The sequence below is a fragment of the Pseudooceanicola lipolyticus genome (genome assembly GCF_002786325.1).
Lineage (GTDB): Bacteria > Pseudomonadota > Alphaproteobacteria > Rhodobacterales > Rhodobacteraceae > Pseudooceanicola_C > Pseudooceanicola_C lipolyticus.
In genome coordinates this window covers 1-12,053 of the sequence record NZ_PGTB01000043.1, presented here as the reverse complement: position 1 = coordinate 12,053, position 12,053 = coordinate 1, and the positions used below count along the sequence as shown (strand labels likewise).

Here is a 12,053-nt window from a genome sequence, read left to right as displayed (position 1 = left end):
CAGACGGCGTTCAACCCGCAGTTACCCTTTTTCCGACAGGACGCATGCCCTGGTGCCGTCAAGCGAAGGAGCCGGAAAGCGGGCATCCGGTCTTTAGAGGGGCTGGAAATTTCTGCATCCTCCCCACCCGGACAAATCACCCTAATCTGTCCCAATGTTGCAGAAGCCGAACATGGGCGAAGATACTCTCGAGAGCGAGAGCTTACGAGCTTGCAGGGTGTGAACGAACCCAATTAGGGTCGCGTCACTCGTCCTTGCAAATACGTGAAGTGTTCAGGAGTTCTAATTGCTAAACGAATTCGGCGAGCTGTCTGGCCTCTACCTTAAAGATGGTATCATAGCCCTGGCGGAAGCATTGACTTTGTCGGATAGTCGGCCTGGTCAGATTGCAGGCATCTTGGCATTGATGACCATTTTTCTCGCGGTGTGGTATCTAATTAGGACACGTCGCCAACTGAATGCAGTTCAATTTCTGGACAAAAAGATCCGGACCTACCCGGACATTCGTTCCTTCGCGGAAGGTCACGACGAACTCATTCATGAACTACGGTCCAGTTTCCCGAAGAAAGGCCCGCGAGAAACCGTCTGGGAAGCCTTTGACGAATTCAACGAGACTGTCGTGCGAGATGACATCGATGGGCCGCCTACCATTCGAAACTCGATCCGGCCGGCCTCGTTCCTCAACGTCGAAGATCTCGGTTTCGGTCCCGGCTTCTTCCGAATCCTTCCCAACACCCTGGTCTCGGCCGGGCTGCTGCTGACTTTCCTGGGCCTCGTCGCGGCGCTGCACCAATTCTCGCAATCAATGGACGTCGGGGCCGACGGCATGGATGGAGCGATGCGGGATTTCATGCAGATCGCTTCGGCCAAGTTCGTCATGTCGTTGGTCGGCTTGTTCTGCTCGATCCTTTTCACCTTCCTCCTCAGGACCCGGCAGAACAAGCTTGATGCCGCCATTCATCGCCTTTGCATCGGGATCGAGCGGCGCCTCGTCTTCGTCAGTCTCGAGGACATCGGGTTTCGCCAGCTTCGCGCCGCGACCGAGCAGCGCGAGCACCTGCGCGAGATCGGCATGGGCATGGTCGCGGAGCTTCAGAAACCGCTGGAGGCCCTGCCAGACCGGATCACCGGCGCCATCGCCGACAAGATGGACCCGATCTTTGACCGCGTCACCTCGATGGGGACGAGCAGCGTGGAAGGTCTGGTCGGCAACCTGTCTGACCAGCTGTCGCACTCCGTCGGCAATGCCCTTACCCGCGCCAGCGAGTCGCTGGGCGAGGCGACGGACCGGATCGGCCTCATGGTTGATCGGATGAACACGACGAACGCGCAGGCCGGGGATGGGATGCGCGAAGCCCTCGATCAGATGGCGCGGGCCATCTCCGAGATGCGCAACGAGGTGGCGACGAGCGGTCGAACTGCCTCCGAAGCGATGAACGAGGGCGCAGACAGGCTCCTGTCGGTCATGAACGACACCCTGGAGGGCATCCGGGAGAACACCGGCGAGGGGGCCCAGGCCATGCGAACCGCGGCAGAGGAGATGCGCGCGGCCGCGGAAGGTTTCCGCGACACGCTGGCCAGCGCCAGCGAGGAAAGCAGCCAGGCTGCGCGGGAGCGGATGGCGCAAAGCAGCGCTGAGGCGGGTCATGCGATCGAGGGCGCCGGCAAGACGCTGCTCGAGAGCTTCAACCGGACGAGTGCCGATATTGCCAAGCTCGGCACCGACATGGGCAGCACCATCGGAGAGGAATTGCTGGGCCGGCTGGAAGTGATCGGCCTCCGCCTCGAGGCGATGGCCGAAGCGGTCCAGCGCGGGGCATCTGGCGCCCAGAGCGCGGCGCAGGGGCTGAACACCGGGGCTGACGCCATCCACGGCGCGTCCGAAGGGTTCCGCACCGCCAGCCAGAACCTCACGGCAGCAGCCGAACCGCTGCGCGCCTCCCACGAACGCATCGAGGCCACCCTGCGCCGGGTCGGGGATCTGGTCGGAACCGTGTCCGAGACCTTGATGCAGAATTCGGCTTCGGTCTCCGAGAACGCGGCGCATGTGCTGGAGACAGCCCAGACCGCGCTCGGTAACGAGCGCGAAGGCATCCGCCGCTCACTCGAAGCCACCCACGCCGCCATGGCGCAGCTGTCCAGCGAGGCCGAGAAGCTTGACCAGATCGACGCGATGCTTGGCCGGGCCCTGACCGAATACAACGCCAAGCTGGAAGCCGCCCTCGGCACCGCGCAGGATCATGTGAAGGAGATGAGCGACACCCTCGACCCCGGCCTCCAGACGCTCAGAAGCGTGGTTGAGCAGGCCGAGGCGTTCCTGCCTGCGCAGGCACGGGGGCGTGCATGAGGGCGCAGGCGAAGCGGCTGCGCCACGAGGAGGAGGAAGAGAGCGCCTTCATCTCGATGACCGACATGACGGTCGGCTTCCTATTCATAATGATGATCCTGCTCGCCTTCTTTGCCAGCCAGATGCAGGAGCCCGACGCCGTCTCGCGGTCGGACTACGACCGGGTCATCGCGGAGCGGGACATGTGGCAGGAACGGGCCCAGAGTCGTGCCGAAGTCATCCTGCGGCTCGAGGCCGAGATCGAGGCGCTGAAGCAGCAACGCGAACGGCTGCAGGCTGAAGTCAACGACCTGAACACGGCGCTCGAGGTCCAGAGGGCGAAAGTGACCGAACTGACCTCGGAGCTTGAAGCGGCACGCACCCGGATCGCGGACCTCGAGGCGCGCATCCGAGAGCTTCTGCAACAGGTCGCCGAACGGGACGAGCAGATCGAGGACCTCCGCCGGCAGCTTGCGGAGCTGCAGAAGATCGACCCGTTGGAGGCCTACCTCGCGCAGGTGTCCCAGGCCCGACGCGAGGTCCTACAGCGTCTTCGCGACGCGATCAGGGCCGACTTCCCCGATCTTCAGGTCGAACTGAGCGAGGAATCCGACGCGCTACGGTTCCAGGGCGAAGGACTATTCGCCTCCGGCAGGTCCGACCTGGCCCGGGATCGGCGCGAGATCGTCGCCCGGCTGGCCCAGCGTCTGGACGAGGTGCTGCCCTGCTTCACGCTGGGCGAGGCCTCGCGTTTCGACCCGGACTGCAATCCCGGCTTTGTCATGATCGAGGCGGTCCAGATCGAAGGCCACACCGATGACGTCGGAACCGACCGGGTGAATCGCAACCTGTCCGCCGCCCGCGCGAACAGCACCTTCTTCGCCATGACGCAGGCCGCCGAGCAAGTCATGCAGCATCAGAACCTCAAGCGGCAGCCGGTGCTCTCGGTGGCCGCCTACGGGCCGGACCGCCCCGTTGCCTCGAACGAGACGCCCGAGGGCCGCGCCACCAATCGCCGGATCGACCTGCGGTTCATCATGGTGACCCCGCAGGATACGGACGGGATTGAGGTTATCCGCGAGGCGTTGGAGAGCGTCGAGGACCAACGATGACTGGCGCGGGCCCAACCTCGCCGGACAGCCGGCCGCGGGAGTCGACACGTGCGATGTTGAACCGAGGCCGACCCTTTCGGGTCCGGGCCCTCCCGTCCCTCAAACAGGTCAGCCGGTCGGTCGCGGAAATCCTGACCCGTTGGCCCGATGCCGTCCGCACGCCAGAGGACCGTGACCGAGAGAGATTGGCCAAGGAGATGTTGCGAAGGGTTTCGGAGTGGGACTGGACGAATATCACTACGCAGCGTGTCAATTCGGCGGCAGTAGCGGTCTTCGACGAAGAGCGACGGTCGCGCCAGGATCTCTTTCCCGTCCGGGAATTCTACCTCACAGAAATCGCGACGCGAGAGCCCGGCGCCTTTCTCGACGGGATGGTCGGCGTCTACATCGAAAGCTTCGCGCCGGGGCGGGATCACACACGGCACCTTGCCAAGGCGCTGGCTGAACGAAGCGACGACCTTGGCGCTCGACATCGCAAGCTCATGGCCGCCCTGCCCGAGCTGTTCCGCCCGGATGCCGTGCCCATTGCCCTGGCCCGCATCATGCGAGACGCTGACGACGCCTACGCGCACCTGAAGGCCATTGGCCTCAACAGCCCCCATACCTCGGGCCTTGCCAAGGCGGCGCAGAAGACTTTCGTCGAACGCCTCGCTCCCAACCTCGACAAAGCCGAGGCCCGTCGGAAGCTCTTCAACTGGCTGACTCCCGAAAACGGACCCGTTCTTCAGGCTGGCGCCGGTCCCGCCGTGGAAGCGCTGCTGGCCCCGTGGCGCGAACGCAACCCGCCTGACTCGCTGCGCAACGAACTGAGCGAGGCGATAATTAAGGCCTGGAATGATCCCCGCCTGCATGCGGGTGGCATCTGGTCGGGTTTCGACAACGGATTGCGCGCCGTTCTGCTGCGCTGGCTGACCCATCAGGACATGAAATTCTTCTGCGACATGGTCACCGCCACGCAGAATAGCCCCATGTGGCCGCCACGCCGGGACTTCTGGCTGAAGCTCTATCACGACAGGATGATCGACGAAGCCTGGGTCGCTTTTGGATCGGACGCGCGGCGCTATGCGCAGCAGAACCTTCTGCGCGGGGGCAAGACGGACATGAACCGCCGTTTCGGACGCCAACTGGATCGCGGAGGCAGCACCTCGCTGCTGATCATGCGCATCGGCAACAAGATCGTCGTGGACGGCTGCCACAGCTACAAGACCCACATCTTCCGCGCGGACGACCGAAGGGCTCCCAAGCTCTACGAGCGTGAATACTACTGCGACGACATCATGCGGGCTTCGCCCAACTCGAAACCGCACAATTCCATTCCCAGCTGGTCCCAGTGGGTTTTGCAGCATGTCTGAGACAAAACCCGTCCACAGCATCACGGGCGACGCCATCGAGATCCGCTTCCCGCCGGCAAAGCAGGGTCTGCTCTCCAAGTTGATGGCCAAGCAAACGGCCCGGAGTTTTACCGCGCTGGCACCGGAAGACCGGGACCTGCTCTTTGCCATAGGCGACCTGCGGGCCTGGGGCGACACCCATCCCGATGAGGTGACTGTCGCACCGGATCACCTGCGCATCTCCCATGACGCGGCCGCCAGCCTGTCCGCCCCGGCGGCCGAAGCCCTTGGCCTGCCCCGCGCCATCGACCTTGTGCTGAAGACCGATGTGACCGGCGTGCTCGGCAGTGCGGACTTCCGGCTTCACTACGAATGGTCTCGCCATGGCCGACGGGAGCATCCAAGGCGCAGCGGTGCGATCCTGCAAACCGCCGATGGACCGCGACGGCTGCCGCTCTGGATGAAGCGGGCGCTGGACCTTGCCGACACCTTCGATGCCACGCGTCCGGTTGAGGATCACTGGAGAGCCCTCGCCGAATTCCGCCGCGCGATCGAGCCGGAGGACGTGATCAACCCCGAGATGCCCGCCAATCGCGAGATGGCGCAGCTATCGATGACCGCCTTTCTGCGCGGTCTGGAGGTGCGAATCGCTGACCGGTTCTCGATCACCCCGGATGCCTCGATGGGACAGTTTGAGATCTTGCCCTATTCCTCCGAACGGCTGGATGGCGCCGGTATCAGCGACGACGAAATCTCTGAACGGGACGCGGAACTCGATGGCGAGGCGCTCGCCGTGTTCCAGCACCGCCTGCACGCGCGCGGGCCGCGGCCCGCATTCCAGCTGGGAAACAATTCCTATTTGGTAATCGACCGCGGCGCAGCGCCGGTGCTTGAAGAACTGGCCCGCGCCCAGAATGCCCCGCGCGCGGAACGGCAGGCCTTCATCAAGAACCCGCGCAGTTTCATCACCGAGGCGGTGAACCGGCACTTGCAGGACACAGGCGCCCTGGACGGGCTCGACCCCGCCGAGCAGGAGGAGATGGTCGAGGCGATCGCCGGGCCGGGGCTTGTGGAAACCCGAGAATATTCGGAGCGGGTGACGGGGGTGGTCATCTTCGAACGCCCCAAGGATCCGATCGAGGGCAGCGGCACCACGTGGCTGCCCGAGGCCTTCGCACAGCACCTTGTCGATGCGATCCAGGCCATGCCCGACGCGCAGTTGCGAAGCCTCCGGCAGCACATGGCCACCGTTCTCGAAACGGGTGGCGACACGCCGGCCGAGATCGATGGCGAAAGCGTCGAGGTCACCCCGGCCCGTCTGGCCGCCGTCGAGGGAGAAATCGAGCGGCGGGAAAGGCTGGAAGGCGCAGGCGAACCAGAGGAGGAACCCGAGCAGACTGCAGAAGCGGATGGCCCGATCATCCTCAACACGCTCGACAATTACGAAGACCTGTCCTGGGAGGCGCAATTCACCCCCCGGGTGCCCACTATCGCCCCCACCCTGCCAGGGGCGGTCCGCACGCCGCTTCACCAGCACCAGCTCGCAAGCTTCGACTGGGCACTGGCGGCTTGGCAGGCGGGCCTTCCCGGCGTCCTCAACGCCGACGAACAGGGTCTCGGCAAGACATTGCAGACCATCGCCTTCCTGACCTGGCTCAAGGAGCACATGAAGCAGCCCGCCGCGGCGAACCGCGGCCCGATCCTGATCGTCGCGCCGACCTCGCTGCTGCGGAACTGGGAGCAGGAGGTGGAGAGCCACGTGGAAGGACGCGGCTTCGGCACGCTCATCCGGCTCTACGGCGGCTCCCTCGGCTCCCAGAAGCGCAGCAACGCCCGGGGGACGGAAACCGAGACGGGCCTGCCGCAGCTCGACCTCGACTGGCTGGACGAGGCCTTCGAGGACGGACGCGCGCATCGCTACTGGCTTTTGACCACCTACACGACGTTGGCCAACTATCAGCACTCCCTCGGGAGTGTGCCGTTTTCGGCGATGGTTATGGACGAGATCCAGAACATCAAGAACCGCAACACCTTGGCCTCGCGGGCTGTCGAGGCGATGAACGCAGACTTCCGGCTCGGTCTGACCGGCACCCCGATTGAGAACGCGGCCATCGACCTCTGGACGATCATGGACCGCATCGCCCCCGGGTGCCTCGGCTCGGGGACAGAGTTCCGCGAGCGCTATGCCGTGCCGGATACCGAGACCATGACTGATCTCCATGCCCGCGTGTTCCGGCCGCGCGGGCAGAGGCCCCCTCTTGGTCTGCGCCGCCTGAAGGACGAGGTCGCCCGCGACTTGCCAAGGAAGCGGCGGTTCCTCCACCCGCGCCTGATGCCGAAGGTGCAGGCCGACGCCTACGATCTTGCGCAGGTGAAGCTGGCCAATGGCGGGCCCGGCGCTGCCCTCAAGATGCTGCACCATATCCGCTCGGTCTCGGTCCATCCCGGAGATACCGGGCCGACACCGCCGGACCAATTCATCGCGAAAAGCGCCCGGCTCGGGGCGGTCATCGACGTCTTGCACCGCATCCGTGAGGCGGGCGAACGGGTGCTGGTCTTCATTGAGCATCGCGACATGCAGTTCCGCTTTGCCGAGATCATGCGCCACATGTTCGGGCTCGACCGGATCGACGTGATCAACGGCGACACGCCGATCCCGCGACGGCAGGAGATCGTCAACCGCTTCCAGCGGCACCTTGCCGCTGATGGCGGCTTCGACATGCTGATCCTTGGCCCCAAGGCCGCGGGCACCGGCCTGACCCTGACGGCGGCGACCCACGTGATCCACCTGTCACGCTGGTGGAATCCGGCCGTGGAGGAACAGTGCAACGACCGCGTCCACCGCATCGGCCAGACGCGGCCGGTCTCTGTGCATATCCCGATGGCACTTCACCCTGAATTGGGGGCACAGAGCTTCGATGGCCTGCTTCAAAGCCTCATGCAGCGCAAGCGTCGGCTGGCTGAAAAGGCGCTCTGGCCGATGGGTGACAGCAAGTCCGATGTTACAGGCCTGACCGAGGCAGTAGCCTCGCAACAACGCGGTCAACATGGGGTGATATCCGAAATAATGGCCGAACAATTTCGGCGCGACGGTATCGCGCCCGTCTCCCCCCTCGCCGATGGCTCCTACGAGCTTCCGTGAGCAGGACATCAAGGAAGACCTCAGATGACCGTAACGCGCGGCCTGATCATCGCTGATCCTTGGATCGGGCATATACTCGACGGCCGGAAAGACTGGGAAATGCGTTCACAAGCGACGTCGGTTCGCGGCTGGTTCGGCCTCATCCGAAAGGGAAGTGGCACCGTCGTGGGGCTCGCCCGGCTCGTGGACTGCGGCAGGGCTCTGGATCAGGCCGAGATGATCGCAAATTTCGATCACCACCGCATCCCCGTTGACATGATCCGCCGTGGCGAAATCGCGAAGTGGGTTGTGCCCTGGAAGCTGGCGAACGTCATTTCGCTCGAGCGTCCCGTCCAGTACGAACACAAAGCCGGTGCTGTCACTTGGGTCACCCTCTCGCCTGACGTCAGCCAGAAACTTTCGGGCTACATCGCGCTCCAGGACCAGTCGAACGACATGCTGCCGCCCCCGAGCCGCTCGATAGACCACTCCAAGCCTCTGTCGACCGCCTCCGACCAGGCAGGCGATGCTGTTCGTCGCACCGCGGCAGGGGCTGGAAAGGCCTCACAATTGCCGGAGGGCAAGCACAAGGTTCTTGGGCAGAGCGTCCTGAGCGGCGGAAACATCCGCAACAACCACATTAAGCTGTCACCCCTCATGCATGCATTTCCTCGAGAGGTGATTGGGGGCTCCAACAAGGCGGAGGCCGCACCGCGCGATCTAACAATCGATTGGGGCGGCCCCGAAACTGCCAAGACAGACATCGACGGGACGAAGTCGATCTTTCGCGCCAGGGGATGGGTCCGACGTTTCTTCGCGACATCCGGAGCGAGAGAGAACGACGTTGTCATCTTCACCGAAACGGGTCCGTATCGTATCAGCGTGCGTCTCGAACGACGTAAGCCGGAGCTGTGAGCCGGCAAACGTCAGAGCAGACGCCCCTCTACGAGATCCGCGTAGGCCCATCTTGCCTGCGAGGCTTCGCGCAGAGCCACGCGGCCTCGCGGGTGCCGCGCAGTAATAAAAGAAGTTCAATTGCCCGCGTTCCCGCGACGTAGAGGTTCCGGGCTTCTTCAGCCATGGCCTGATCGACCTCGTCGCTGCCCATTGGGCACGCTGCGGAGGAAGGCATGACCATCACCTTGTCAAACTCGGGTCCCTTACCTCGATAGAAGGACGCGCACTGCCAGCGTCAGCGTGGCAGGAGGGGATCTGCGTGGCGCTCACCCTTTGGGCAGCGTTCGCCCGCGTCAACCGGTATCGGCTTCAAACCAAGGGTATGCTCGACGATTTCAAGGGCATCCCGTCGGCCATCTTGCAGGACCCCGAAACACTCGGTCGAATCGATGATCTTCATCAGCTGCTTCGGCGATAGTTCGATGCCGAGATAAACCGCTCTTCTGCCTATGGCCCATGTGGTGTCGATGACGCGTCCAGACGAGCGGCAGAGGTTCCAGGCATGTGGGAACGGAAGCGCACCCAATTCAACATCCCACCCGTATCCTTCGCAGTAGGGAAGTCCATGCGAAGGGCTCAACTGCCAAGCGTTTCGAAAGCACTGTCCTTGAGGCCCTCTCTTCATGTCTGGCGGAAGAGCACTGCCCACCCAACGCCTCCCGTTCCTTCGCAGGTAGCCTGCGAGAGGCAGAATTCCGTAGGGACCGGCAAAAGTCCGGTCGATTAGGTCGCAGTGAACAGTGCTCTTCATGTCGTGTCTCCTGTCTGATGCTCAGGAGATTGATCTCAGACCTCAAAATGAAAAATGCAGATCGGGGTTAATGCTCTTCCTCGGTGTATGGTGGACCTTGAGCCGCCGACCCTTGCTGCGCGCGTTCGTGAGTGGCTTCTTCAGGGAAACTGCGCCGCCACGACGAGCATCTCGACCGTAGGAACCGAGATGGGTCGAGCGGCGGACCGGCCGAACCCTATCTATCAATCGCCTGTTTGGCGGCTCATCGAGACGTCGACCCATGACTGGAAACCGTCGTTCTGTTCCTCTCAGCCGCTTGCGCGGCGGCGGTGTTCGGCCGGAGCGAAGAAAGAGATGGGACTGACTGGCGAACTGGCAATATATCACAACCTTGGAGTCAACATAGGAACGTCTCGCCGGCGACGGAGCTGGCGGACCTTGCCTTCGCCAAAAAATCTGAGCGGGCAAAGTGCATCCACAGTCTACCAATCCTCGCGGCGGTTAGTGCTTGATCTGGTGCCCGGAGTACGCCACGACTCCGGGCACATCTTGGAGTCTTTCCGGAACCGGTGCACTGCCGCGTCGGAAATTCCTTTGGAATCAAGGGGACTTGGCTGCGCGGAGGGGCCCCTACCGCCGGAGCCAAAGATTTCAAGGGCTTAGCGAGAGTTCGCTAAGCCCTTTTTCCTTGGCAAAGCCCAGGTCGGAAAGACCGGCATCTAAGCCAGCACCGCCGGCAAGCGGTCATAGCCGCGAAAGCGCAGGCGGCCGCCCAGGGCGCGGCCCTCGCCGATGCGATAGTCGGGAAAGCGGGCCAGCAGCCGGGCGATGGCGATGCGGCCCTCCATCCGCGCCAGGGTCAGCCCGACGCAGACATGCGGGCCGCCGGCAAAGGCCAGGTGGCGGTTGGGCTTGCGGGCGATGTCCAAACTCCCGGGGTGGTCGAACACCGCCGGGTCGCGGTTGGCGGCGCCGATGCACAGGTGCAGGTTGGTGCCCGGCGCGATGCGTTCGCCGCCGATCTCGACCGCGGCGGTGGTTTCCCGGTTGCCCAGCTGGTTGGGCGAGCGAAAGCGCAGGAACTCCTCGACCGCCGGGGCGATCAGGCCGGGATCGGCCAGCAGCCTGGCCCGCTGGTCGGGATAATCATGCAGCAGAGCCAGACCGTTGCCGATCAGGTTGGTGGTGGTCTCGTGCCCGGCGTTCAGGATGAAAATACAGTTCTGGATCAACTCGACCTCGCTCAGCCGGCCATCGCCATCCTCGCCATGGATCAGCCGGGTCAGAACATCGGTCTCGGGGTCGCCGGGCCGGTCCCGGCGCCGGGCGACCAGGTCTTCCAGATAGGCGCAGAACTCGGTCACCGCGCGGTTGCCGCGCGCCAGCTGCGCGTCGCTCAGCGTCGGTTCCAGCGCGCCCAGGATGGCCAGCGACCAGTCCCGCAGCGGGGCGCGTTCCGCCATCGGCACGTCGAGCAGGTTGCCGATGATCTGGATCGGGATGGCGGCGGCAAAATCGGCGATCAGATCCACCGCGCCGTCACGGTCGGCCATGTCCGCGATCAGGCGATCCACCGTCGCGATCAGCCCCGGTTCCATCCGCTGCAGCGCGCGCGGGGTCAGCGCCGAGGTCATGATCTTGCGCACGCGGGTGTGCAACGGCGGGTCGGAAAACACCAACGAGGTGGTGTGATGGGTATAAAGCGGCGAACTGACGCCGAATTTCGGCGCGAAGGCGGTTTTTTTATCCGACGAGAACAGCGTGGTGTCGCGATATATGCGATCCAGATCGGCGTGCCGGCTGATCAGCACCGACCCGTCTGGCTGGCGCAGCACCGGCGCGTGTTCCAGCAGCCCGTCGTAGACCGGAAAGGGATCGACCACGAAGGCCATCGGCGGCGCGGTCAGGTCAAACCCCAGCGCCAGTTCCCGCGCCTGTTCGGCCAGGATTTCGCCCATACTCGCCTCCCGTCTCGTAGGACCGGGCCGACCCTCCCCGAGAATGCCAAGGCTGTCAATCCGTGCCCCCCGCACGCCGGATCGAAGGGAGGTCAGAGGATAAAATCGCCGGCCTGCAGAGTTTCGACCGCAAGCAGCAGGATCAGCATGTCGGCGCTGCCATCGCCGTTCAAATCCACCGTCACCCGCGTGTCCGCCCCCGCCAAGACGGTGGCCACGCTCGGGGATCCGTTGGCGTGATCGCCGTTCAGCATCAGCGCCAGCGCCGGCCCCTGCAGGCCCGACAGGTCCAACCGGTCAAGGCCGCTGGAAAAATCGGTGATGCGCTCGGTCTTGCCGCCGAGCGCCGCCTCGGCGCGGTCGCGATAGACAAACACATCGGCGCCCTGCCCGCCGGTCAGCCGGTCGGCCCCGGCGCCGCCGATCAGCGTGTCGCGGTGACGACCACCCTCCAGCCTGTCGGCGCCAGCCCCGCCCTGCAGAACGTCGCTCCCCTTGGCGCCGCTCAGCGTATC

Annotated in this window: 8 protein-coding genes; 6 read left to right on the top strand and 2 right to left on the bottom strand. The window is 64.1% G+C overall.

The genetic code is table 11. The features are described from left to right. The first annotated feature begins 286 nt into the window (after positions 1–286). The 6 genes from CVM52_RS12140 (at position 287) to CVM52_RS26890 (ending at position 9,265) form a co-directional block, all read left to right on the top strand. Positions 287–2,347, top strand: coding sequence for a hypothetical protein (locus CVM52_RS12140; RefSeq protein ID WP_133119835.1), 2,061 nt, complete (start codon positions 287–289; stop codon positions 2,345–2,347). After that, positions 2,344–3,438: an OmpA family protein gene (locus CVM52_RS12135; protein WP_100162763.1), complete on the top strand. Its 1,095-nt coding sequence runs from the start codon at positions 2,344–2,346 to the stop codon at positions 3,436–3,438. Before CVM52_RS12140 ends, CVM52_RS12135 begins: the two co-directional genes overlap by 4 nt. Continuing rightward, complete coding sequence (locus CVM52_RS12130) at positions 3,435–4,790, top strand: EH signature domain-containing protein (RefSeq protein WP_100162762.1); 1,356 nt, start codon at positions 3,435–3,437, stop codon at positions 4,788–4,790. The genes CVM52_RS12135 and CVM52_RS12130 overlap by 4 nt, the downstream gene beginning before the upstream one ends. Then, positions 4,783–7,911, top strand: coding sequence for a DEAD/DEAH box helicase (locus tag CVM52_RS12125; RefSeq protein ID WP_100162761.1), 3,129 nt, complete (start codon positions 4,783–4,785; stop codon positions 7,909–7,911). Before CVM52_RS12130 ends, CVM52_RS12125 begins: the two co-directional genes overlap by 8 nt. Positions 7,912–7,935: 24 nt before the next feature. Next, positions 7,936–8,805 (top strand): ASCH domain-containing protein, encoded by an 870-nt coding sequence (locus CVM52_RS12120; protein ID WP_100162760.1) that lies wholly within the window; start codon positions 7,936–7,938, stop codon positions 8,803–8,805. A 301-nt stretch (positions 8,806–9,106) separates the two neighbouring features. After that, positions 9,107–9,265, top strand: coding sequence for a hypothetical protein (locus CVM52_RS26890; protein WP_172720990.1), 159 nt, complete (start codon positions 9,107–9,109; stop codon positions 9,263–9,265). Between the two features lie 1,034 nt (positions 9,266–10,299). Here CVM52_RS26890 and CVM52_RS12115 read toward each other — a convergent pair. After that, positions 10,300–11,538, bottom strand: a complete 1,239-nt coding sequence (locus CVM52_RS12115) for a cytochrome P450 (RefSeq protein WP_100162759.1) — start codon at positions 11,536–11,538, stop codon at positions 10,300–10,302. A gap of 92 nt (positions 11,539–11,630) precedes the next feature. After that, a partial coding sequence (locus tag CVM52_RS12110; RefSeq protein ID WP_205964948.1) for a M10 family metallopeptidase C-terminal domain-containing protein occupies positions 11,631–12,053 on the bottom strand: 423 nt, incomplete at its 5' end.

Bases quoted from the DNA above. Each gene is read 5' to 3' on its own strand.
- CVM52_RS12130 (WP_100162762.1), top strand. From the start codon at position 3,435: ATGACTGGCGCGGGCCCAACCTCGCCGGACAGCCGGCCGCGGGAGTCG.
- CVM52_RS12135 (WP_100162763.1), top strand. From the start codon at position 2,344: ATGAGGGCGCAGGCGAAGCGGCTGCGCCACGAGGAGGAGGAAGAGAGC.
- CVM52_RS12120 (WP_100162760.1), top strand. From the start codon at position 7,936: ATGACCGTAACGCGCGGCCTGATCATCGCTGATCCTTGGATCGGGCAT.
- CVM52_RS12115 (WP_100162759.1), bottom strand. From the start codon at position 11,538: ATGGGCGAAATCCTGGCCGAACAGGCGCGGGAACTGGCGCTGGGGTTT.
- CVM52_RS12125 (WP_100162761.1), top strand. From the start codon at position 4,783: ATGTCTGAGACAAAACCCGTCCACAGCATCACGGGCGACGCCATCGAG.